Consider the following 24,260-nt stretch of genomic DNA (forward strand, 5'->3'; position numbering starts at 1 on the left):
CAGAAATTGTGCTTGCACATATTTCTATATGACGGCCAGAATTCATCGCGCAGATAAGTATCCGGACCTTATATTTTGTCCCGTATGTACGAAAATAGAGGGGAATATTTGTGAGATTAGGCAGGCAATTTTCATTGTGGGATCTGGCAGTTATTGGTATAATTAATTTAACTGTGAATTTATAGAAAAAGCTGTTGCAGACAGGTAATGGATGAGTGGGGTATTGCTGGAACGGCTTTTGAGAAAAAGGAAGGAGAAGGTATGAGCAGACAAAGGGACAAATGGGTTACAAGGGTCATAGCATGGATGCTGTCATTTGCAATGGCAGTAAGCCTTGTGGTGATTCCTTCAGACAAGACAGAAGCAGCGGGGGAGACGATTGCGCTGTCTTACAGTACGGATCAGGTGACAGCAAGTGGAAATGTGGATAATCAGGTCAGCCTTGATCTTGGAAATGGCGGATACAGCGATCTGTCGGAGCTTAAGAGTGCGGGGCTTACCAAGCTTCGTGTCAGCTTCGAGGTATCATCAGCCGATGGAACCGGAAATATTGGCGGACAGGCGTTTGTAAATGCGAAAGGAACATGGAAGGGTGAATGGATCAATGTGAATGCAGGCTCCGGCACTCAGACCGTAGAACTGGACCTGACACAATTCTATAGCAAATCCGGTCAGTTATATAATTTCGGTTTTCAGTTTGAAAATGTAACAAGTATTACATACAAGATTAAAGAGGCGGTTCTGGTAAACTCAGGCAGCAGTTCAGGTGGAGATTCCGGCAGCGGTTCCGATTCTTCTGATTTTGGAACAGAGAGAGAGTATTCATCAGGTGTGACAGCAACCGTGAAGAATCAAGGAACACCAAGCAATGACTGGTCAGGCTTTGAAATGGCGATCAGCAATAATACGGGAGCATCGATTTGTGACTGGATCGTAGTATTACAGGTACCATCCGGTACTGCTTCGGCATTTAAGTGTTGGAATGCAACCTTTGTGGCAGATGGTGATACGATCTATATGTATCCGATGCAGAGTGGGGGAAATGCAGTCCTTGCGGCAGGAACAATGCAGAATGATATACCAGGTGGTGGATTCGCAGCAAAATATGTAGATGCATCCAGTATTCAGGTAAAGGGAGTTTATTATAACAAAGGAACTTCATCTTCTGTAGATTATTCTAAGGGAGATACCAATGATAATACAGGCGGCTCCGGCGGTTCCGGTGGAACCTCATCCGGTGATACCACAACGAATAAAGATCTGGATGTAGAATTCAACTATGCAAAGGCATTACAGGAAAGTCTGTATTTCTATGATGCAAATATGTGTGGTTATCTGGAAGACACCTGTGCACTTTCCTGGCGTGGAAACTGCCATACCTATGATAAAAATGTAACATATACAAAGAATGGAAAAATCTACAATGTAGATGCTTCCGGTGGTTTCCATGATGCAGGCGATCATGTGAAATTCGGACTTCCACAGGGATATGCAGCATCTATGCTTGGAATGAGCTATTATCAGTTCAAGGATGCATTTGACGAGCTTGGTCAGAAGAAACATCTGAAGAAGATCACGGATTATTTCTGCGATTACTTTAAGCGGTGTACAGTGTATGAGGGAGATCAGGTTATCGCATTCTGCTATCAGGTAGGTGACGGTAATACAGATCATGGTGTATGGACAGCACCGGAGGGACAGACGATCAGTCGTCCGGCATTCTTTGCAGATGCGAGCAATCCGGCTACAGATGAAGTGAGTGTTGCGATCGCAGCGCTGGCATTGAACTATATTAACTTTGGAAATAATGAGGATTTAAAGACAGCAAAGGATCTCTTTACATTTGTAGAGAAAAATAATAAAGCATGTGCAACCGAGGGCGCATCAACATTTTATGCATCAAGATCATATGGTGATGACTATGCATTTGCAGCAAGTGCACTTGCTGCTGCGACAGGTGATACCTCTTATAATTCTATTTATAACGAATATAAAGATAATTCTGATAATGGTGTGAATCAGTACTGGGTATTGGACTGGGGAAATACCGGAGCGCTGGCATGCATGCTGCAGAAGGATACTGCAAAGATTGCAAGCATTACAGATGTATGCAAAGGCAAGAGTGCCATCGATGGAGTATTTAACTGTGTTAGTGACTGGGGCTCCTGCAGATACAGTGCAGCAGAGCAGTTTACCGGTCTGGTATATGATAAGCTGACAGGAAAAACAACATATGCAGACTGGGCAACCAGTCAGATGAACTATATGTTAGGAGATAATCCGAATAAACGATGCTATATCGTAGGCTATAACGAGAACTCCAGTAAATATCCGCATCACAGAGCGGCATCCAGATCGACAGATTCAAAGATTATAAACAGCAATCATTATACGCTGCTTGGGGCATTGGTAGGAGGACCTGGTGCAAATGGAACCTATAAAGATGATCAGGGAGATTATTATTGCAATGAAGTAGCACTTGATTATAATGCCGGACTGGTTGGTGCGGCAGCAGGACTTTATCTGGTTCACAAGAATGATAAGACAGTAAAGTTATCTTATGCAAAGAAGAATGCAACGAATTATAGTACAAAGACAGCCTCTGCGGCAGAACTTGCTGCTGTAGGCGTGAAGACTTATTATGGAACAAATTCCGGTGATGATACAGAGGAAGAAGTAAAGGCAACAGAGATCAAGCTGAATCAGGAAATCTGTGCGCTGACAGAAGGGGAAACAGTTACACTTCGAGCAACGGTCATACCAAAGACAGCGGAACAGAAGGTTACCTGGAAGTCTGAGAATGAAAAGATTGCAACGGTTTCGGATGCCGGAAAGGTAACTGCTCTTGCAGCAGGAACAACAACGATTACGGCGGCAACGATGGATGGGACCAAGCTTACGGCAAGCTGCAAGCTTACGGTAAAAGCAGCACCGAAGGCAGTATTTTCAACAGACCAGACTGTACTGACCTGTGCACCGGTTATTTATGGATATGAGACCGGTTCTACGGCAGAACTGGTATTAGAGAATAAAGGAGATGCAGATGGAACTGCAGCGCTTCAGTTGGAGAAAGGTGCAGGAAGTGCATTTGCGTTATCTGGTGATAGTGAAAGAAAGCTTGCACCGGCAGGAAAAACAACTGTGATCGTATCATTAAAGAATGGTAAGGATGCAGGTACTTACAGCGACAATCTGCTGATAGAGGCAGATAATGGACAGTCCTTTCAGATTCCGGTATCTGCAACGGTTGCGAAATGTCCGGTAACGGGAATTACATTCCCGACAGCAGGAATGATCGTAACCGGTCAGACTCTTTCTGAGTCAGGATTATCCGGTGGAGATGAGACCTATGGAACATTTGCATGGGCAGATGCAGCAGCAAAACCGGAACGAGGAACGTATCAGGGACAGGTGGTATTAACCCTTTGTTCCGATGCGAAGAAGAATTATGCATTTGACCAGATCACAGGGTATGATGCGGCAGCAGGAACGATCACACAGAATGTGACGATAACAGTCAGCAGAGCAGGACTTCCGGCTATCACATTCCCGGAGGCTTCTGAGCTGGTATATGGACAGAAGCTTTCTGATTCTACCCTTGCTGGCGGTTCAACCGGGTATGGAACATTTGCATGGAGCACCCCGGATGTAACAATGGGCGAACAGGAAGTAGAAAATAGTATCAATCAGTATGAGGTTGTATTTACATGGAGTGATGCAAGCAAGAAGCAGTATCAGATCGAGAACTCTGATGAAGATGCTGTTTATAAAAAGATGGTTTCTGTAAAAGTACGAAAGGCAAAACAGACAGCGGTTCCGGATAGTGTGGATCTTCTTGCAAGAACAAAGGATACGATCCGGATCTCCGGTCAAGCGGGTGTCCGGTATTCCGTAGATGGAACGACATGGAAACAGGCAGTCTCCAATGGAGAGACAATTGAATTTGCCGGATTACGTAGCTTTACAAAGTATACAGTTTCAGGCAGATATGCAGAAACTGCAACTGCATATGCAGGAAAAGCAGTGGAATTGCTTACGGTATATACCCTTGTTCAGGATCCATATACGATCGATATAGCAAAGATTACGGACAAAGAATATCAGGATGCTTTACGGACAGATGATGGCAAAATAACAGTCAACTATACGGAACCGGTTCTCACACTTACGGAAGACGGCAGGGACTATGTGATCACAGGTAAGAATAAGGAGCTTGTTATTAAGGCAGGTGGGGCAACCAGGGTCACACTGGATCAGGCAGAGGTTGGAGCCGTTGCGATCATTGGAAATGCAGATGGTAAGACGGAGATTGCAAGAAAAGGAACGGTAACGATCGCAGGTAATGTTGAGACGGACGGCGGACTTGTGATCAGCGGAGATGGATTCCTTACAGTATCCGGAAAGATATCTGCAGCAGGAGATATAACGATCAAAGGCGGAAAGGTATCGGTTGATGGAGGCGTCTTAGCAGGCGGCACAGTTCTGATCCGGGATGCAGAGCTTGTCGCAGGTACAGATGAGACAGGAACGGCGATCAAAGCAGATACTGTACGGATCGAGGAGTCTAAGGTAACGGTCGGAGCGAATCAGGATACGAAGAATCCACCGATCAAATCAGACAATATCATTCTGGCTGGAGACAATACAGTAGCATCCTCTTCAGGTTCAAAGGATATCTTTTCATCGAAACCAAAGGATGAAAATGGAGATGAGATTCCGGATACGATACTGATCGAGAAGATCACGTTAAACAAGACCAGCGTGGTATTAAATATTGGTGATACAGAACGGATCGCAGTAGCGGCCGTTATACCTGCAAATGCAACACTGAAGACATTTGACTGGAAGAGCAGCAACGAGAAAGTGGCAAGTGTATCGCAGACTGGTGAAGTGAAGGGAGTAAGTGCCGGAACTGCAGTTATTACGGTAACAGCGAAGGACGGAAGTGGTGTTACAGGCTCCTGCACCGTTACGGTAAAGAAGAAAGAAACAGTAACACCAACACCGAATCCGGAAAAGCCGACAACCGAGAAACCTGCGATCGAAAAGCCGACGACCGAGAAACTAACAACAGAAGCACCAAAGAAGACAGTCAAACCGACAAAGGTCAAGATTCAGGCAGCAACCAAAAAGATCGCTCCGGGAAAGAAGCTGACTTTGAAAGCAACTGTTACACCTAAGAAAGCGACAAATAAGAAGGTAAAATGGACAATCCGTAAATCGGATAAGAAATATGCATCTATTAATAGCAAGGGTGTGCTGACAGTGAAGAAAGCAGCTAAGGGAAGGACGATCAAGGTAACAGCAACAGCGGTTGGCAACAGCAAGGTGAAAGCAACCTATACGGTTAAGGTTATGAAAAAGGCAGTTAAGAAGGTTACGATCACATCGAAGAAAAAGGCAGTAAAGAAAGTAACGATCAAGAAGAAACAGTCTATAACCTTAAAAGCAAAGCTGACTCCGACAAAGGGAATCAGTAAAGAAGTGACATGGACCTCCGGTAATCCGAAGGTTGCAAAGGTAACAGCTAAGGGTAAGGTAACCGGAAAGAAGAAGGGAACGGTTAAGATCACAGCAAAAGCAAAAGATGGAAGTGGTAAGAAAGCAACCATTACCATTAAAGTAAAATAATTAATTCCATTTGTAACAGAAGGGAATAGAAAATACAGATGGCGGAAGATCGATCAAATTCTATAAAATATAAAAAACAGATTTGAGAGATACCTCCGCCGTCTTGTGTTTTGAAAATGGGTATGCTATAATGTGGACGCTTGCAGGTCGAATTCAGGATGTCTGGATGAAAGCATCGGAAAAAGAAAGCCTGCATAAATCAAAAGAGTAAATAAAACAGAAGGAGAGTGCCATATGGAATTGATATACAGAAGTACAAGAAATGCAAATGAAACAGCAACCGCATCAGAAGCAATCTTAAAAGGTCTTGCGAATGAAGGAGGATTATTTGTTCCTGACAGTATTCCTGCTCTTGATGTCAGTCTTACAGATCTGGCGCAGATGAACTATCAGCAGGTTGCTTATGAAGTAATGAAGCTGATGTTTACGGATTTTACAGAAGAAGAGTTAAAGCATTGTATCAATTCAGCATATGACAAGAAATTTGATACACCGGAGATCGCACCACTCGTACATAAAGCAGGTGCATATTATCTGGAATTATTCCACGGTTCAACGATTGCATTTAAGGATATGGCATTATCCATTCTTCCTTATCTGCTTACAACATCCGCAAAGAAGAATCATGTAAAGAACGAGATCGTTATTCTGACAGCTACTTCCGGTGATACAGGAAAGGCAGCACTTGCAGGATTTGCAGATGTACCGGGAACAAAGATCATCGTATTCTATCCAAAGCATGGTGTAAGCCCGATCCAGGAGAAGCAGATGGTAACCCAGAAGGGTGAAAACACATTTGTCGTAGGAATTACAGGCAACTTCGATGACGCACAGACAGGTGTTAAGAAGATGTTCTCAGATGAGAAGCTTGCTTCATACATGGACGAGAAAGGATATCAGTTCTCATCCGCCAATTCAATCAATATCGGACGTCTGGTTCCGCAGATGGTTTATTATGTATATGCATATACAAGACTGGTTAAGGACGGTACGATCCAGGCTGGCGACAAGATCAATGTTGTTGTACCAACCGGTAACTTTGGAAATATCCTTGCAGCATATTATGCAAAAGAAATGGGACTTCCGATCGCGAAGTTCGTATGTGCATCAAATGACAATAAGGTATTATATGATTTCTTTACAACAGGTACTTATGACAGAAATCGTGAATTTATCTTAACAACATCACCATCTATGGATATCCTGATCTCAAGCAACTTAGAGAGACTGATCTACAAGATTGCAGGAAATGATGCAGAGAAGAATGCAGCACTGATGAAGCAGTTAAGCACAGAAGGCGTATATACAATCACAGATGAGATGAAAGCAAAGCTTGCTGAATTTGCGGGCGGTTATGCAACGGAAGCAGAAACCTCAGCAACGATCAAGAAGGTATATGAATCGGATTCTTACATTATGGATACACATACAGCAGTAGCGGCAACCGTATATGACAAGTATGTAAATGAAACAGGAGATAAGACTCCTACGGTTATCGCTTCTACAGCAAGCCCATATAAGTTTACAAGAAGTGTTATGGAATCTATTGATGAAGCTTATGCAGCAAAGAGCGACTTTGAATTAGTCGATGAGCTGTGCAAGTTATCCGGCGTAAAGGTTCCACAGGCGATTGAGGACATCCGTACAGCTCCTGTTCTTCACGACACAGTATGTGACAAAGAAGAAATGGAGAGCGTCGTAAAGAAGTTCTTAAATATCTAAAAACAGATGCCGGTCATATCTGACAGGCAATACAGAAACAGAATAAATGACAGTTCATTAATACCATCCTGTCACTAAACAAAACTAGGAAAAAACGCGCATGAAGGGCATTTTCCTATATGCGCGTTTTTTACATAGGAATGTTATATTGCACAGCTGTCAGTTTGTACGATGTAATCGCCCGACTTGTTTCGTTTCTATTCGACCTGCACGCCTATTTGTCAGCAGTCGCCCAAACTCACCCATACGGGTTCAAACATGGGCTTGGTGCTGACAGCTAGTGCAGGTCTCATAACGAAACTACACAAATGTCGATGCTTATTACATCGTACAAGCTGACAACTGTGTAATATAACATTCGAAAATAAAAGAAAGAGGAAAATATGTACAGTTTAAAGACAAATTCAAGTTTTGACAGCGCGCATTTCCTTGCGGGCTATGAGGGTAAATGCAGAAATCTGCACGGACACCGTTGGACGGTTGAAGTTGAAGTCGGCGGCGAGAAGCTGATGCAGGACGGACAGACCAGAGGCATGGTTGTAGATTTTGGAGATCTGAAAAAGGATCTTAGAGAGAAAACAGAAGAGATGGATCATTGCCTGATCATGGAGAAAGGTACATTAAAGGAAAAGACGATGGAAGCACTGGCAGAAGAACAGTTCCGTATCATCGAGCTTCCGGTACGTCCGACAGCAGAGAATCTGGCAAAGTATTTTTATGAATATATGGCAGATAAGGGATATCAGGTGCTTCGTACCACAGTTTATGAGACCCCGACCAATGCAGCAACTTATGCGGAAGCATAATAAAAGAAAATGATAATAAATGAAATCGATCAAAGGTGTCATATCAGAGATATGACATCGAAGAATATCATATACAAAAAGTAAGAAGGAAATAGAAATGGCAAAATTTAAAGTAGCAGAACGATTTGTCAGCATCAACGGTGAATCCGTAAAAGCCGGAGAACTGGCGGTATTTATTCGTTTTACAGGCTGTAACCTGAATTGCAGTTACTGTGATACCAAATGGGCAAATGAAGCAGATGCCCCATACGAAGAACTGACGGATGCAGAGATCTATGACTATATCAAGCGAACCGGAGTCAGAAACGTGACATTAACCGGTGGAGAACCATTGATCCAGAAGGATATCGATAAGCTGCTCCTGATGCTGGCGATGGATGAGGAACTTCAGGTAGAAGTAGAGACAAACGGAAGTGTGGATATCGCAGAGTTTAAAGCGTTGACAGACCGGGTAGCATTTACACTTGATTATAAGCTTCCGGGAAGCGGAATGGAAAGCAATATGTGTTTCTCCAATTATAACTACATTGATAAGAAGGATGCGGTAAAGTTCGTATCCGGCTCGATCAAGGATCTGGAAACAGCAAGAGACATTATTCATGAATGGGCATTGGATATCAAATCAAACGTCTATATCAGTCCGGTATACGGCAAGATCAATCCGGAGGATATCGTTGATTTTATGATCGAGAATGAAATGAATGGTGTAAAATTACAGTTACAGCTTCATAAGTATATCTGGGATCCGGAGATGCGTGGAGTGTAAAACGGATGAAACCGCAGATATTGATATTAACATATTATTTGCATAATCGATTAAGAGTAATAAGAGAATGGAGTAGAAATGGCAATTGATAAAGAAGCAATAAAGGAGCATATTCGTGGAATTCTTGTAGCACTTGGTGATGACCCTGACCGGGAAGGCTTAAAAGAGACACCGGACCGTGTTGCGCGAATGTATGAAGAAGTATTTGAGGGAATGAATTATACCAACGATGAGATTGCTGAGATGTTTGGCAAGACATTCAAAGAGGAAGATGCGGCACATACAAGTGATATGGTATTCGTAAAGGATATCGAGGTGTTCAGTTACTGCGAACATCATATGGCACTGATGTATGATATGAAGGTGTCAGTGGCATACATCCCACATGGCAGGGTCTTAGGACTCAGCAAGATCGCACGGATCGCAGACATGGTAGCGAAGCGGTTGCAGCTTCAGGAGCGGATCGGATCCGATATCGCATATGTGGTTGGAAAGGCAGCAGGCTCACCGGATGTAGCCGTATTGATCGAGGCCAATCATAGCTGCATGACAGCAAGGGGCATTAAGAAGCCGGGAACGAAGACCTATACAACGACGTTCCGTGGAGCATTTGAGAATGATGTGAATTTACAGAATAAAGTATTGATGATGAACCGATAGGAGGATATGAAAGATGCAGAATTTGAAGAACAGAGATGAAGCAGTTGTTGTATTCAGTGGTGGACAGGACAGTACGACCTGTCTGTTATGGGCACTTAAGAAGTATAAAAAAGTATACGCAGTATCATTTGACTATGGACAAAAGCATGTAAAAGAATTAGAATGTGCAAAGAAGATTGCTGAAAAATTTGGAGTAGAGCATCATATTCTGGATATGAGTCTGTTGAATCAGCTTGCACCAAATTCATTGACAAGAAGAGAGATGAAGGTAGACGAGAATGCGCCGGAGGTCGGTACACCGAATACATTTGTAGATGGAAGAAACATGGTATTCCTGACATTTGTAGCGATCTACGCAAAACAGAAGGGCGTCAGCGACATCATAACAGGTGTCAGCCAGAGTGATTTCTCCGGCTATCCTGACTGCAGAGATATTTTCATCAAATCATTGAATACAACACTGAATCTTGCGATGGACTATGAATTCGATATTATCACACCATTGATGTGGATCGATAAGATGGAGACATGGAAGCTGGCAGATGAACTCGGCGGACTTGATGTTATCAGAGATATGACACTTACTTGTTATAATGGTATTCCGGGTGAAGGATGCGGTCATTGTCCATCCTGTAAGCTCAGAAAAAAAGGATACGATCTTTACATGGAATATAAAAAGAATCACAATGCATAAAGCATAAGTCAGACGGGAACAGAGCAATCGGATAAATGTGTTCCTGTAAACAGTAATGAGGTATGAATATGAAGAAGATGCTGTTTATTGTAAATCCCAAAGCGGGACGAACAACTTTGAAGAATTGTCTTATAGATGTGATAGATGTCTTTTGCAAGAAAGAATATGAAGTCAGAATTTATCTGACACAGGGAGTCGGCGATGCTGCCCGTGTCGTAAAAGAAGAAGGAGAGAACTACGATGTGATCGTATGTGCCGGAGGTGACGGAACGCTTGGTAATACAGTCACAGGATTTATGGAATGTGGACTGAACCGGCCGCTTGGCTATATCCCATGTGGCTCGACAAATGATTATGCCAGAAGTCTTGAGATCCCGAAAGAAGCAATCGAGGCAGCAGAACAGCTTGTCACTGCCGCACCTTTTTCAGTAGATGTCGGAGAATTGAATAAGAATTATTTTGTCTATGTTGCAGCATTTGGCATATTCTCTGATACATCATATGCAACCCCTCAGAATATGAAGAATATTTTAGGACATGCGGCATATGTATTACAGGGTATGAAGAGTCTTGTAAATGTTCCCACATATAATCTGAAGATAGAATTTAATAACCAGACATATACCGGTGAGTTTATGTTCGGTATGATATCGAATTCAGTATCGGTCGGCGGATATAAAAGTCTGACCAGCCATGGAGTTGAATTCGACGATGGTTTATTTGAAGGAGTCCTGATTCGCAAGATCCAGAATCTTGCAGATCTCCAGAGAATCATCAATTCGCTGCTCCTTGGAAATACGAATGAGACCAATATGGTAGCATTCCGAACCAATCGTGTCGTGATCGAGAGCGAAGAACCGATCGCATGGACACTGGATGGAGAGTATGGCGGGGAGTATACCACATCCGAGATCTCTGTACATCGGAGAGCAGTTTCTCTGCTGGTATCACCGGAAGAAGAAAAAGAAGAAGTTAAGTAGTTCAAACTGAGTTGAAAGAAAGAGGTTTACAGTTATGGGTAAATATTTTGGAACAGATGGATTCAGAGGTGAGGCAAATAAGGATCTTACTGTACAGCACAGCTTCAAGGTCGGACGTTATCTTGGCTATTATTATGGCAAGAAGAATCCGGAAGGCAAGGCAAAGGTGGTTATCGGTAAGGATACCAGACGTTCAAGTTATATGTTTGAATATGCATTAGTTGCGGGCTTAACGGCAAGTGGTGCAGATGTATATCTGATGCATGTAACACCGACGCCAAGTGTTTCTTATATTGTCAGAACGGATGGCTTCGACTGTGGAATCATGATCTCGGCAAGCCATAATCCATACTATGACAATGGTATCAAGATCATCAATGGCATGGGTTACAAATTAGAGGCTGCGGTTGAAGAAGAGATCGAGCGTTATATCGATGGTGAGATTCCGGAGATTCCACTGGCTACAAAAGAAAATATCGGATGCACGATTGATTACTCTATGGGAAGAAACCGTTACATGGGATACCTGATGACGATCCCTACCCGATCCTTTAAGAATATGAGAGTTGGCCTGGACTGTGCAAATGGTGCAGCCTATCAGGTTGCAAAGGCAGTATTTGATGCACTCGGAGCAAAGACCTATGTAATCAATAATGATCCGGACGGAACCAATATCAATACAAATTGTGGATCTACCCATATTGAGGGACTGCAGAAGTTTGTAGTAGAAAAAGGACTGGATGTAGGATTTGCTTATGACGGTGATGCAGATCGTTGTCTGTGTGTTGATGATAAGGGTGAGTTAGTAGACGGAGATAAGATCCTGTATGTCTGCGGACGTTATATGAAGGAACGTGGAGAACTGAATAAGAATACCATCGTAACAACGATCATGTCAAACCTTGGCTTATATAAAGCACTGGATAAGAAGGGAATCTCCTATGATAAGACAGCAGTCGGTGACAAATATGTATTTGAATCCATGATGGAGCATGGATATTCTATCGGCGGCGAACAGTCAGGACATATCATCTTCTCCAAATATGCAACGACCGGAGATGGTGTATTGACGTCTTTGAAGATCATGGAAGTTATTCTGGAACGCAAATGTAAATTATCAGAGTGCTTCAAGAGCCTGACAATTTTCCCACAGCTTCTGGTGAATGTAAAGGTATCCAGTAAGGATGCGGTTATGAATGATCCGGATGTGCAGGCATTAAATCAGAAGATCGCAGAGGAGCTTGGTTCTGACGGAAGACTTCTTCTTCGCCAGAGCGGAACAGAACCGCTTATCCGTGTTATGGTAGAAGCAGAGAGTGATGAGCTCTGCAACAAATATGTATATCAGATGGTAGATCTGATCAAAGAGAAAGGTTATGCAATATAGAGAAAATGGCTGTTAATTTCCGGAATAATTTTTCACATTCCAACATTGACAGAAAAACAGAAAACGTATAAAGTCTTAGTGTGTTAAAAAATAAAATACGAGAGGCAAAACATGAACGAGAATATAAGATCCCATTATTTTGAGAATGATGACAAGATGCATGAAGAATGTGGTGTTTTCGGAATGTATGATTTTGACAACAATGATGTTGCAACCTCCATTTATTATGGATTGTTTGCATTGCAGCATCGAGGACAGGAGAGCTGTGGTATCGCAGTATCAGACACGGAAGGTCCCAAGGGGAAGGTAAGCTCCATGAAGGGCATGGGTCTGGTAAACGAGGTGTACACACCTGAATCCTTTGAGAAATTAAAAGGAAATATCGGTGTCGGACATGTCAGATATTCAACTGCCGGCGCGAGTACGATAGAAAATGCTCAGCCATTAGTCTTGAACTATGTAAAAGGTACACTTGGTCTTGCACACAACGGTAATCTGATCAATGCGCCGGAGCTTCGTAAGGAACTGGCACTTACAGGTGCGATCTTCCAGACGACGATCGACTCCGAGGTTATTGCTTATCATATCGCAAGAGAACGTGTGAACAGTGCAAGTGCCGAGGAAGCAGTTATGAAAGCACTCAGAAAAGTGAAGGGATCTTATTCACTTGTAGTAATGAGTCCAAGAAAGCTGATCGGAGCCAGAGATCCATTTGGATTCCGCCCGCTCTGTATCGGAAAACGTGATAATGCCTATATTCTTGCATCGGAAAGCTGTGCCCTTGATACGATCGGTGCAGAATTTATCCGTGATGTAGAGCCCGGAGAAGTCGTAACGATCTCACCGGAGTATGGTATTCAGTCCTATAAGGATATGTGTCAGGAGAAGCATGCAAGATGTATCTTTGAATATATCTATTTTGCCCGTCCGGATTCCGTATTTGACGGAATGGGAATCTATGAATCCCGACTGATCGCGGGAAGATGTCTTGCAAAGGACAGTCCGGTAGATGCAGATATGGTTGTAGGTGTTCCGGAATCGGGAAATGCAGCAGCTCAGGGATATTCACTGGAATCCGGCATTCCATACGGAACGGCATTTGTCAAGAATGGCTATGTCGGCAGAACATTCATCAAGCCACAGCAGAGCCAGAGAGAGTCCAGTGTCCGCGTGAAGTTAAATGTATTAAAAGAAGCGGTAAAGGGTAAGCGTATCATTATGATCGATGATTCCATTGTCAGAGGTACAACCTCAGACCGTATCGTAGGAATGCTTCGCGAGGCTGGCGCAAAGGAAGTTCATGTAAGGATCAGTTCGCCTCCGTTCTTATATCCTTGTTATTTTGGAACGGATATCCCGGACAGAGAGCAGTTGATCGCATATAACCGTTCGGTTGATGAGATCTGCAAGATCATCGGCGCCGATTCCCTTGCTTATCTTCGCAAGGAGCGGCTGGTAGAGATCTCCGGTGGAAGACAGTACTGCCACGGCTGCTTTACAGGGGAATATCCGATGGAGCCACCAAAGGAAGATATCCGCGGAGAACATGAGGATTTCAAACGCGGTGAAGATTCAAAAGTAAAATAAAGAAATACAGGAGAGGTAAAAATGAGTACAGACAGATACACAAGCCCATTCTGCGAGAGATATGCAAGTAAAGAAATGCAGTATATTTTCTCTCCGGATAAGAAGTTTAAGACATGGAGAAAATTATGGATCGCCCTTGCAGAAACGGAGTATGAACTCGGCCTTTCTGAAAACGGCAAGCCGGTTATCTCACAGGAGCAGATTGATGAGTTAAAGGCACATGCAGAGGACATCAATTATGATGTAGCAAAAGAGCGTGAGAAGATGGTTCGTCATGATGTTATGAGCCATGTATATGCATACGGCGTTCAGTGCCCAAAGGCTGCCGGCATCATCCATCTGGGAGCAACAAGCTGCTATGTTGGTGATAACACAGATGTTATCGTTATGACAGAGGCTATGAAGCTTGTCAGAAAGAAATTATTAAATGTGATCAACGAACTGTCCAAGTTCGCTATGGAATATAAAGATCTGCCGACACTTGCATTTACCCATTTCCAGCCTGCACAGCCAACAACTGTTGGTAAGCGTGCAACCTTATGGCTTCAGGAACTGATGTTGGATCTGTCTGATCTGGATTACATGATCGGTCAGCAGAAGCTCCTGGGATGTAAGGGAACAACAGGAACACAGGCAAGCTTCTTAGAGCTCTTTAACGGAGATCATGAGAAGGTTCGTCAGATCGATAAGAAGATCGCAGAGAAGATGGGATTTGAAGCATGCTATCCTGTATCAGGACAGACTTATTCCCGTAAGGTAGATTCCAGAGTGTTAAATGTACTTTCCGGTATCGCACAGAGTGCACATAAGTTCTCAAATGATATCCGTTTGTTACAGCACTTAAAAGAGATCGAGGAGCCATTTGAAAAGAACCAGATCGGTTCATCAGCAATGGCATATAAGAGAAATCCGATGAGAAGTGAGAGAATTGCATCTTTATCAAACTACGTTATGGCTGATGCATTAAATCCTGCATTTACAGCAGCAACACAGTGGTTTGAGAGAACACTGGATGATTCCGCAAATAAACGTGTATCTGTTCCGGAAGCATTCCTTGCAATCGACGGTATCTTAGACCTGTATCTGAATGTTGTAGATGGTCTGGTTGTATATGATAAGGTTATCTATCAGAGATTCATGAAGGAGATTCCGTTTATGGCAACTGAGAATATCATGATGGATGCTGTAAAACGTGGCGGCAATCGTCAGGAGCTGCATGAGCTTATCCGTGAATACTCCATGCAGGCAGGCGCAACTGTAAAGAAAGAGGGCAAGGAAAATAACCTTGTTGATCTGATCGCAGCAGATCCTGCATTTGGCATGACCAAGGAAGAGATCGAAGCCATCCTTGAGCCAAAGAACTTTGTCGGACGCGCACCGGAGCAGACCGAAGAATTCATCACAGAGGTTGTAAAGCCGGTACTTGATGCAAATAAAGACATACTTGGCATGACCGCTGAGATCAACGTATAAAAGTTAAATATCACATGAATCAATCAGGGATGCATATCCCTCTGTAATGACGTGTTGTGGTTTCTATTCAGTGCACATACCTGATTCGTAAATGCTCTTGTGCTAACTCGCCTTCGGCTCAAACAAGCACTCGCATTTACTGGTAATGTGCACTTCATAACGAAATCCTCACAATGTCATTACAAGGGGATATGCATCCCTGATTAATTCATGTGATATTTTGTTATATCGTTATAATCAATATAGCTCAGAAGTTCATTAACAGTTAAAGGACCAATTATCGGATGACAGGAAAGCTACAGCAATTCCATCAGCTTCATAGCGGCGATGCTCATGCCACGTCTGCGGTCGCTGATGATGCACATGTTCCGCTTGGGGATGGGGTTCTTGAAACTTAACCGGAAGATCTCACCACGGTCAATATAGTCACCGGCAAAGTCTGCCACAATCGATCCGATTCCAAGGTTCCTCTTTGCAAACTGTGCGATCATATCACTGGTTGCAAGCTCGAATTCAGGGGTCAGCGTGACACCTTCATGTGCAAGAAACCGGTCAACATAGGCTCTTGTGCTGGTGTCATTTTCCAGACAGATGATCGGAAGCTTTTGCAGATCTTGATAGTCAAGAATTTTTCCTTTCAGATCGTTGAATCTTGGACCGGCTATAAAGATGTCTTCAATCTCCCGCGCGTTTCGAATCTCCATATTCGGATTCTGTGGGAGAGGAGTTGTAACGATACCGAAGTCAATGTTATTTGCAAATAAGTGATCGATCGTACTTGGGGTCGGTGCATTTGTTACATGTACTTTGATGCCGGGATAGAGCTGGTGGAAGCGTTCGAGATGCGGAAGCAGATAGAACTGGAGTGTCATATCACTGGCTCCGATCCGGATCTCACCGGTTTCTAAGTGCATCAGTCGGGCAAGCTGCTGTTCGCCCATGGAGATTGCCTCGTATCCTTCGGCTACATGTTTGTAGAGAAGTTCGCCTGCACCTGTCAGGGATACACCTTTTTTCGTCCGAATAAACAGGTTGATACCGATTGCCTGTTCTAAAGATTTGACTGCCTGACTGACAGCGGGCTGGGATACGCACAGCTCTTTGGCAGCAGCAGAGATGCTTGCTGTCTTTGCCACATAGTAGAAAATTTTATAATATTCATAATTAATATCCATAATCGAAGCTCCTGATCAATCGTTATATTGAAAGTGTAAACCGAACCAATGTATTTGTAAAGAATAAATATAAGTACACCTTATGCTATATATAATTAATATCGATTTTACTTATAATACATACATGCTATAATGTATAAGTAATTGAGTTCAATTCCGGAAGATGTTTCCGGAAAAATGCCATGAAAGCGAGGATAAAAATATGGTAAGAGCGGTTGTCGGAGCCAACTGGGGCGACGAAGGAAAAGGTAAAATAACAGATATGCTGGCGGAAACATCTGATATTATTGTCAGATTTCAGGGTGGTGCAAATGCAGGTCATACAATTGTAAATGACTATGGTAAATTTGCATTGCATACACTTCCGTCCGGTTGTTTCTATGATCATACAACAAGTGTTATCGGAAATGGTGTAGCATTAAATATCCCGGTTCTGTTCAAAGAGCTGAACAGCATCGTAGAAAAGGGAGTTCCAATGCCAAAGATCCTGATCTCAGACAGAGCACAGATGGTTATGCCATATCATATTCTGTTTGATGAGTACGAGGAGGAGAGACTGGCCGGTAAGTCATTCGGATCTACAAAGTCAGGTATCGCACCATTCTATTCAGACAAATATGCAAAGATCGGTTTCCAGGTAAGCGAACTGTTTGACACAGAGGAAGAATTGAAGGATAAGATCAGCAGAGTTATCGCATCCAAGAATGTTCTGCTTGAGTATCTGTATAAGAAGCCACTTCTTACAGTAGATGAAGTATATGAAACATTGATGGAGTACAAGGCTATCGTAGAGCCATATGTATGTGATGTATCCGCATATCTCCATGAAGCGATCAAAGCAGGCAAGACAATTCTGTTAGAAGGTCAGCTCGGAACATTAAAGGATCCGGATCATGGTATTTACCCTATGGTTACATCATCATCCACACTGGCTGCTTATGGTGCAATCGGTGCCGGTATTCCTCCATATGAGATCAAGCAGATTGTAACAGTAGTAAAGGCATATTCAAGTGCTGTAGGCGCCGGTGAGTTCGTCAGCGAGATCTTCGGAGATGAAGCAGATGAGTTAAGACGTCGTGGTGGTGATGGCGGTGAGTACGGTGCAACAACCGGACGTCCAAGACGTATGGGTTGGTTCGACTGTGTAGCTTCCAAGTATGGCTGCCGTATGCAGGGAACAACAGATGTAGCATTTACCGTACTTGATGTACTGGGTTATCTGGATGAGATTCCTGTATGTGTTGGATACGATATCGATGGTGAAGTAACAACAGACTTCCCTACAACAGCTAAGTTAAAGAAAGCAAAGCCTGTATATGAGGTTCTGCCGGGATGGAAGACAGATATCCGTGGTATCAAGAACTACGAAGATCTTCCAGAGAACTGCAGAAACTACATTGAGTTCATTGAGAAACATATCGGATATCCGATCACTATGGTTTCAAACGGACCAAAGAGAACCGACATTATCTACAGAAATAAATAATAAATAAAAAGAAAAACCATACCGACAGCATATATATTTGGGTGAATAGGTAAATCACATAAAAAATATATATGCTGCCGGTATGGTTTTTTGATTATATGGAAAAAGCTGTATTAGAATATATTATGCAAGGCTCTTTTGACAACGCTTCAGCATCGCCGGGGTCTCCTGACCGAACTTGCGGCGAAGACGTTTTACAACATAGATATAGGCAGGAATCAGGAAGATATCTGCAAATATCCATGCGAGCGGACTGCCGAGTGCTACAAAGACATAACCGAATTTTGGTACCAGGATAAAGCCTGCGATCGTACGGGCAACCATTTCACAGATACCTGCGATAACGGCAAAGGCGGAATAGCCGAGCCCCTGAATCATAAACCGGACGATATTTACAAGGGCAAGCAGGATGTAAGCTCCTGAGTTGCCAAGCAGGAAATAATATACAAGCTTGATGATCTCTGTCTCTTCTGCATCCAGGAAGAGCAGTGCCAGATTCTTGCCGAATAACAGGATAAATACAAATGCAAGAATCGCATAGGCAATACCGAGTTTGATACATGCCTTTAAGCCGGCATCCACACGATCCATTTTCTTAGCACCGACATTTTGTCCACCGTAGGTTGCCATTGTCGATCCCATGGCATCAAACGGACAGCAGAGGAACATGGAAATCTTTGTTCCGGCGGATACGGCAGCAATAACGGATTCACCCATCGAATTAACTGCAGCCTGAAGAATAACACTGCCGATCGCTGTAATCGAGTACTGAAGCCCCATCGGAACACCCATACCGCATAAGGTCAGACAGTGGCGCATACTAAATGCCCAGTCCTGTTTTGTAAAATGAAGATATCCGAGCTTCTTACACATATAGATCAGACAGCCGACACCGGAGATTGCCTGTGCAACAACGGTTGCAACAGCAGCACCGGCGACACCCATCGGACGAACTAACAGGATATCCAGTACGATATTTAACAGGGAGGATGCGATCAGACAGACAACAGGGGTTACACTGTCGCCGAGAGAACGCAGGATACCGGAAACCATATTATAAAGGAAGGTTGCAGGTATTCCCATAAATATAATAAATATGTAGATAAATGCCTGATCCAGGATGCTGTCCGGTGTCTTCATCCAGATCAGAATATTTCTGGTAAGAATTCCGACTGCAACTGTCATAACGGCAGCGAAGAAGATCGAAGCCCAGACACAGTTTGTAATGTACTTTTTCATATTATCAGTGTCTTTTGCTCCAAAGGCTTGAGCAACCGGGATGGCAAAACCATTGCAGATACCGATGCAGAAACCGAGTATCATAAAGTTGATCGATCCGGTTGAGCCGACGGCTGCAAGTGCATCGACACCCAGAAATTTACCAACGATGATTGTATCGACCATGTTATAAAATTGCTGGAATAAAAGCCCAAATAATAATGGCAGTCCAAAGTTCAAGATCAGTTTCATAGGATTGCCTTCAGTCAGATCCTTGGAACCGTTAATTTTTTTCAGTAAGTTTTTCAATGATTTTACCTCCTTGTTTATTTTCAGCGCATACTGGATATTACTTCTTTTTATAAGAAAAATCAATCTGGTAAAAATCATGTTTTTTGTCGGGGGTTTTAGTACAAAATGTCATGTTTACTCTGGCTTGCTTTTTATGACTGTAGAAAATATAATAGAGAACAGAAAATATACAGAAAGAACGAGGAAAACACATGCAGCATACCGTAAAGAAAAACAGAGCAACCAGAATTGCATACCGGATGGTTGGTGTATTTTTTGTTGTTATCGGAGCAGCATTTATCCTGTTGATGATCAAATCCCATGGCAGTACCGGTGGTCGTATTTTTAAGCTGGCATTTGGTCTTGCACTTGGAGTATACGGACTGGTGCTGGTGAAATCATCATTTCGAAAATCGGCATTTGATCTGACCTATCATTTTGAAGACGATGAACTGATCATAGAAAAGGGAAAGAAATCTTATCATACACCATATGAGAAGATTACAAATGTGAATCTGGTCATTCCGGATCCGCATTTGCCATATTACATATTGAAGATCGATATAGGAAAAGAGCAATTCGTACTGCCGTTCAGCGGAAAACGTGAGAAGTGCGATGCAATCTATTATCATTTATTAAAGAAGATGGGAATTTATCAGGAAAGTGAGACAGAAAGAAGGTAAATCATGAAAGAAAAAATCCTTGCGTTGCTTCGGACAAGTAGTGATTATATATCCGGTCAGGCGATCTGTGAGAAATTAGGTGTCTCAAGAACCGCTGTCTGGAAAAACATCAATGCCTTAAAGGCAGAAGGCTACATTATAGATGCTGTAAATAATAAAGGCTATCGGCTGGTCGGAGAGCCGGATATCGTTACGAAAGAGAAGATAGAGGCAGCGCTCACGACATCGGTGATCGGAAGAGAACTGTATTATTATGATGAGACGGATTCCACAAATATACGGGCAAAGCTTGCAGGAGAGACAGATGGAACACACGGAGCGTTGTTTGTTGCAAACGAACAGAATGCAGGACGAGGAAGAAGAGGAAGGGCATGGAGCACCCCGAAGGGAACCAGCATAGCCATGACATTTCTGCTCCGTCCGGATGTGCCGATCGAGAATGTATCCAGACTTACGATCCTTTCGGCACTTGCAACGGCGCGTGCTCTTGCCGATACAGCGGGCTTACAGGCACAGATCAAATGGCCGAATGATGTTGTAGTCGGCGGCAAGAAGATCTGTGGCATTCTTACAGAGATGAGTTCGGAAGGTATGGATATCAAATATGCAGTTGTAGGTATCGGTATCAATGTATCCATGATGGAATTTCCGGAAGAACTGGCAGATAAGGCGACATCGATCAAGCTGGAAAACGGAACCGGCTGTGACAGAAGCAAACTGGTCGCCAGTGTGGCAAATCATTTTGAAGAGCTGTATGACGCATTTGTTAAATGTCAGGATCTTCAGTTTATGCTGGATGAATATAATTCCATCCTTGTGAACAAGGATGAACAGGTCTATGTGATCGAAGAATATAACCGGACAGAATACACAGCCCTCGGACTTGCACCAAATGGAGGACTTCGTGTAAAGGATAAAGATGGACAGGAGTCGATCATTATATCCGGGGAAGTGTCCGTGCGCGGAATTTACGGATATGTGTAAAAAACTTTCAAAAAACTGGAAATAGCAACATTTTTCATGTATAATTCTAGGCGTGTATAAAAAAAGGTAAGTAATTAGAACTATAATAAAAGAACATGGAGGAACGAGCAAGATGGAAAAAATTCAAATGACTACCCCTTTAGTAGAGATGGATGGAGACGAGATGACCAGAATTCTCTGGAAGATGATCAAGGATGAACTGATCTATCCATTTATCGATCTGAAATCCGAGTATTACGATCTGGGACTTGAATATAGAAATGAGACAAATGATCAGGTAACATTTGATTCTGCATATGCAACACAGAAGTATGGCGTAGCTGTTAAATGTGCAACGATCACACCAAATGCTGCACGTATGACAGAGTATGATCTGAAGGAAATGTGGAAGAGCCCAAATGGAACGATCCGTGCGATCCTCGACGGAACTGTATTCCGTACGCCGATCATCGTAAAGGGCATTGAGCCATGTGTAAAGAACTGGAAGGCTCCTATTACAATCGCAAGACATGCATATGGTGATGTATATAAGAACGTAGAGATCAAGGTTCCGGGTGCCGGTAAGGCTGAACTGGTATTTACAGGTGCAGATGGTACAGTGATCAAAGAAACGATCCATGAATTCGACGGACCGGGTGTGATCCAGGGACAGCACAACATCAATAAGTCAATCGAAAGCTTTGCAAGATGCTGCTTCAACTATGCGCTGGATATCAAGCAGACAATCTGGTTTGCAACCAAGGATACGATCTCAAAGAAATACGACCATACATTCAAAGATATCTTCCAGGAGATCTTTGACAAAGAATACAAAGAGAAATTCGATGCAGCAGGTATTGAATATTTCTACACACTGATCGATGATGCTGTAGCAAGAGTTATGAAATCCGAGGGTGGATTCATCTGGGCATGCAAGAACTACGATGGTGACGTAATGAGTGATATGATCTCATCCGCATTTGGTTCACTGGCCATGATGACATCTGTACTGGTTTCTCCGGATGGAAAGTATGAGTACGAAGCTGCACACGGAACCGTTCAGAGACACTACTACAAGCACTTAAAGGGTGAAGAAACATCCACAAACTCTGTTGCAACAATCTTTGCATGGACAGGCGCACTTAGAAAACGTGGTGAACTGGATGGCATCGACGCTCTGGTTGATTTCGCAAACAAGCTTGAGAAAGCGACGATCGCAACGATCGAATCCGGAAAGATGACAAAGGATCTTGCACTTATCACAACCCTTGAGAACCCAACTGTATTAAACAGCGAGAACTTCATCAAGGCAATCCGTGAGACCTTAGAGGGCATGTTATAAAATAACTATAAAAATGTTGTTTTTATAATATGATTTGAGTATAATAAATATAAGAATAGAGATATTCTCGATGAAAGAGCATCGTAAAAAGTTGGGCTGTAAATGGAGCAGGGTAAAAATCCATTTCATTAGATATCTTAATTGATATCGAGCCGTGCAATCAGGATATGGTTGTAGTCCACGTGGGGGACTTAATGATTTCCACGCCGATTTAGATATCTTAACTGGATATCGAGGCTGACAACCAGCATAAAACTCTTTATGAAGAATACAAAGAGGAGTGTGGTTTTCATCACACTCCTCTTTGCATATAATGAGGTGTGAATGGCTACAAAGACAGAAAAGAAAAATAAAATACGACAGGGAATAATAGAATCGGCTGAAATATACAGTAAAATGTTAGCGGGTAAAGTATTTTTATATGTATATGGTGAAGAGTATTTTGAGGTATCCTTTCCGGTGGATCATTTTCTTCACTTGACCGGAGTAGAAACAAACTTATCAGCCAGAGAATTTTATAAGAATGCGAAAAGAAGAAAGCTTACCAATAATCAGTTTTATTTTGATGCAAGGCACCCATTTGCTAATGTAAAAAAGAAAATACCGTGTTTAAAGAGATTGCCAGAATTGACAAATGATACGGTATGTATTCTTAAAGATCTGAAGACTATTACGATTGTATATAAATTGAGTGTAACAAATCTGGAATTCACATTAGGCTTAATAGAGAGTAAAGATCAACAAGAAAAAAAACAAAAAGACTTATTTCTTCCTATGTCATTGAGAGTAGAAGATTCATCAATAGAAAGAAGTAATGGTGGAGACATAGTCGATTTTATATTTGCAAAAGAAGCGTGTATTGATAAATATAATAAAATATTAGTATCAGATAAGAATAAAACTATTCCGGATTGTGTGAAGCATTTAATAAATAGTGAATTATATAACTTGAGATAAATAGAATATAAGACATAAAAAGGAAGGTGGAATGCCTTCCTTTTTATGTAGACTTGCAAACAACGGAGTTATGTGGTACACTCTAACTAATTTTGTGGTACTATAAATAAAACCCAGACAAGGAGACATACCATGGTTATTACAGACGAAACAATCGATTATGTAGGTATTCTGGCGAAGCTTGAGCTTTCCGATGAGGAGAAGGAACAGGCAAAGAAAGATATGTCAGATATGCTTGACTATGTAAGTAAGTTAAACGAACTGGACACTGAGAATGTGGAAGCAATGAGCCATACATTTTCTTATAATAATGTATTCCGTGAAGATGAAGTAACAAATGGCGACGACAGAGAGAATATGCTGTCAAATGCACCGGAGCAGAAAGATGGCTGCTATAAGGTGCCAAGAACATTTGATTAGGAGGTAACGGACATTGGAT

18 protein-coding genes are annotated in these 24,260 nt (G+C 42.6%); 16 read left to right on the top strand and 2 right to left on the bottom strand.

The features are described 5' to 3' along the window. Positions 1-261 precede the first annotated feature (261 nt). From DWY07_RS12160 to purB, 10 genes are all read left to right on the top strand, one after another. Positions 262-5,631: a glycoside hydrolase family 9 protein gene (locus tag DWY07_RS12160; protein ID WP_181983930.1), complete on the top strand. Its 5,370-nt coding sequence runs from the start codon at positions 262-264 to the stop codon at positions 5,629-5,631. Between the two features lie 234 nt (positions 5,632-5,865). Continuing rightward, complete coding sequence (gene thrC / locus DWY07_RS12165; protein WP_117785116.1) at positions 5,866-7,353, top strand: threonine synthase; 1,488 nt, start codon at positions 5,866-5,868, stop codon at positions 7,351-7,353. Positions 7,354-7,736: 383 nt separating this feature from the next. Next, positions 7,737-8,159, top strand: coding sequence for a 6-carboxytetrahydropterin synthase QueD (gene queD, locus DWY07_RS12170; protein ID WP_117823382.1), 423 nt, complete (start codon positions 7,737-7,739; stop codon positions 8,157-8,159). Positions 8,160-8,256: 97 nt separating this feature from the next. Continuing rightward, positions 8,257-8,925: a putative 7-carboxy-7-deazaguanine synthase QueE gene (gene queE / locus DWY07_RS12175; protein ID WP_117823384.1), complete on the top strand. Its 669-nt coding sequence runs from the start codon at positions 8,257-8,259 to the stop codon at positions 8,923-8,925. A 78-nt stretch (positions 8,926-9,003) separates the two neighbouring features. Next, positions 9,004-9,585: a GTP cyclohydrolase I FolE gene (gene folE, locus DWY07_RS12180; RefSeq protein WP_008401371.1), complete on the top strand. Its 582-nt coding sequence runs from the start codon at positions 9,004-9,006 to the stop codon at positions 9,583-9,585. Positions 9,586-9,598: 13 nt separating this feature from the next. Further along, positions 9,599-10,279, top strand: coding sequence for a 7-cyano-7-deazaguanine synthase QueC (queC, locus tag DWY07_RS12185; RefSeq protein WP_117808471.1), 681 nt, complete (start codon positions 9,599-9,601; stop codon positions 10,277-10,279). A gap of 68 nt (positions 10,280-10,347) precedes the next feature. After that, positions 10,348-11,259 (top strand): diacylglycerol kinase family protein, encoded by a 912-nt coding sequence (locus DWY07_RS12190; protein ID WP_117808470.1) that lies wholly within the window; start codon positions 10,348-10,350, stop codon positions 11,257-11,259. A gap of 34 nt (positions 11,260-11,293) precedes the next feature. Then, entirely contained in the window at positions 11,294-12,646 is a 1,353-nt protein-coding gene (glmM, locus tag DWY07_RS12195) for a phosphoglucosamine mutase (RefSeq protein ID WP_117808469.1), read from the top strand. Positions 12,647-12,757: 111 nt separating this feature from the next. After that, entirely contained in the window at positions 12,758-14,233 is a 1,476-nt protein-coding gene (gene purF / locus DWY07_RS12200) for an amidophosphoribosyltransferase (protein ID WP_021944855.1), read from the top strand. 21 nt (positions 14,234-14,254) lie between these two features. After that, positions 14,255-15,706 carry an adenylosuccinate lyase gene (gene purB / locus DWY07_RS12205; RefSeq protein ID WP_021944856.1) on the top strand — a complete coding sequence of 484 codons (1,452 nt, stop codon included), beginning with the start codon at positions 14,255-14,257 and terminating at the stop codon, positions 15,704-15,706. Positions 15,707-16,002: 296 nt separating this feature from the next. On the opposite strand, the gene DWY07_RS12210 is transcribed toward purB, so the two are convergent. Further along, positions 16,003-16,881 (bottom strand): LysR family transcriptional regulator, encoded by an 879-nt coding sequence (locus DWY07_RS12210; RefSeq protein ID WP_117823386.1) that lies wholly within the window; start codon positions 16,879-16,881, stop codon positions 16,003-16,005. A 202-nt stretch (positions 16,882-17,083) separates the two neighbouring features. Here DWY07_RS12210 and DWY07_RS12215 point away from each other — a divergent pair, with 202 nt between their 5' ends. Further along, a complete protein-coding gene (locus DWY07_RS12215) occupies positions 17,084-18,367 on the top strand; it encodes an adenylosuccinate synthase (protein WP_021944858.1) in 1,284 nt (427 codons plus the stop codon). 123 nt (positions 18,368-18,490) lie between these two features. Here the strand turns inward: DWY07_RS12215 and DWY07_RS12220 are convergent, their stop codons facing one another. Then, positions 18,491-19,837, bottom strand: coding sequence for an MATE family efflux transporter (locus tag DWY07_RS12220; RefSeq protein ID WP_117785201.1), 1,347 nt, complete (start codon positions 19,835-19,837; stop codon positions 18,491-18,493). A gap of 251 nt (positions 19,838-20,088) precedes the next feature. Between DWY07_RS12220 and DWY07_RS12225 the strand changes: the two genes are divergently transcribed. The 5 genes from DWY07_RS12225 to gatC all read left to right on the top strand — a co-directional run bounded on the left by DWY07_RS12225 (position 20,089) and on the right by gatC (position 24,241). Further along, complete coding sequence (locus DWY07_RS12225; protein WP_117823388.1) at positions 20,089-20,559, top strand: hypothetical protein; 471 nt, start codon at positions 20,089-20,091, stop codon at positions 20,557-20,559. A gap of 3 nt (positions 20,560-20,562) precedes the next feature. After that, positions 20,563-21,543, top strand: a complete 981-nt coding sequence (locus tag DWY07_RS12230; protein WP_117823390.1) for a biotin--[acetyl-CoA-carboxylase] ligase — start codon at positions 20,563-20,565, stop codon at positions 21,541-21,543. 112 nt (positions 21,544-21,655) lie between these two features. Further along, positions 21,656-22,864, top strand: coding sequence for an NADP-dependent isocitrate dehydrogenase (locus tag DWY07_RS12235; RefSeq protein WP_008401383.1), 1,209 nt, complete (start codon positions 21,656-21,658; stop codon positions 22,862-22,864). 324 nt (positions 22,865-23,188) lie between these two features. Further along, positions 23,189-23,821 (top strand): PBECR4 domain-containing protein, encoded by a 633-nt coding sequence (locus tag DWY07_RS13245; RefSeq protein ID WP_173783841.1) that lies wholly within the window; start codon positions 23,189-23,191, stop codon positions 23,819-23,821. 132 nt (positions 23,822-23,953) lie between these two features. Then, on the top strand, positions 23,954-24,241 hold the full coding sequence (gene gatC / locus DWY07_RS12245) for an Asp-tRNA(Asn)/Glu-tRNA(Gln) amidotransferase subunit GatC (RefSeq protein WP_008401384.1): 288 nt from the start codon (positions 23,954-23,956) through the stop codon (positions 24,239-24,241). Positions 24,242-24,260: the final 19 nt, after the last annotated feature.

It is taken from the genome of Clostridium sp. AF23-6LB, from assembly GCF_003461085.1.
Lineage (GTDB): Bacteria > Bacillota > Clostridia > Lachnospirales > Lachnospiraceae > Coprococcus > Coprococcus ammoniilyticus.

What these genes read in the sequence shown, in the direction of transcription:
- DWY07_RS12160 (WP_181983930.1), top strand. Translation starts at nt 262, where the DNA reads ATGAGCAGACAAAGGGACAAATGGGTTACAAGGGTCATAGCATGGATG.
- thrC (WP_117785116.1), top strand. Translation starts at nt 5,866, where the DNA reads ATGGAATTGATATACAGAAGTACAAGAAATGCAAATGAAACAGCAACC.
- queD (WP_117823382.1), top strand. Translation starts at nt 7,737, where the DNA reads ATGTACAGTTTAAAGACAAATTCAAGTTTTGACAGCGCGCATTTCCTT.
- queE (WP_117823384.1), top strand. Translation starts at nt 8,257, where the DNA reads ATGGCAAAATTTAAAGTAGCAGAACGATTTGTCAGCATCAACGGTGAA.
- folE (WP_008401371.1), top strand. Translation starts at nt 9,004, where the DNA reads ATGGCAATTGATAAAGAAGCAATAAAGGAGCATATTCGTGGAATTCTT.
- queC (WP_117808471.1), top strand. Translation starts at nt 9,599, where the DNA reads ATGCAGAATTTGAAGAACAGAGATGAAGCAGTTGTTGTATTCAGTGGT.
- DWY07_RS12190 (WP_117808470.1), top strand. Translation starts at nt 10,348, where the DNA reads ATGAAGAAGATGCTGTTTATTGTAAATCCCAAAGCGGGACGAACAACT.
- glmM (WP_117808469.1), top strand. Translation starts at nt 11,294, where the DNA reads ATGGGTAAATATTTTGGAACAGATGGATTCAGAGGTGAGGCAAATAAG.
- purF (WP_021944855.1), top strand. Translation starts at nt 12,758, where the DNA reads ATGAACGAGAATATAAGATCCCATTATTTTGAGAATGATGACAAGATG.
- purB (WP_021944856.1), top strand. Translation starts at nt 14,255, where the DNA reads ATGAGTACAGACAGATACACAAGCCCATTCTGCGAGAGATATGCAAGT.
- DWY07_RS12210 (WP_117823386.1), bottom strand. Translation starts at nt 16,881, where the DNA reads ATGGATATTAATTATGAATATTATAAAATTTTCTACTATGTGGCAAAG.
- DWY07_RS12215 (WP_021944858.1), top strand. Translation starts at nt 17,084, where the DNA reads ATGGTAAGAGCGGTTGTCGGAGCCAACTGGGGCGACGAAGGAAAAGGT.
- DWY07_RS12220 (WP_117785201.1), bottom strand. Translation starts at nt 19,837, where the DNA reads ATGAAACTGATCTTGAACTTTGGACTGCCATTATTATTTGGGCTTTTA.
- DWY07_RS12225 (WP_117823388.1), top strand. Translation starts at nt 20,089, where the DNA reads ATGCAGCATACCGTAAAGAAAAACAGAGCAACCAGAATTGCATACCGG.
- DWY07_RS12230 (WP_117823390.1), top strand. Translation starts at nt 20,563, where the DNA reads ATGAAAGAAAAAATCCTTGCGTTGCTTCGGACAAGTAGTGATTATATA.
- DWY07_RS12235 (WP_008401383.1), top strand. Translation starts at nt 21,656, where the DNA reads ATGGAAAAAATTCAAATGACTACCCCTTTAGTAGAGATGGATGGAGAC.
- DWY07_RS13245 (WP_173783841.1), top strand. Translation starts at nt 23,189, where the DNA reads ATGGCTACAAAGACAGAAAAGAAAAATAAAATACGACAGGGAATAATA.
- gatC (WP_008401384.1), top strand. Translation starts at nt 23,954, where the DNA reads ATGGTTATTACAGACGAAACAATCGATTATGTAGGTATTCTGGCGAAG.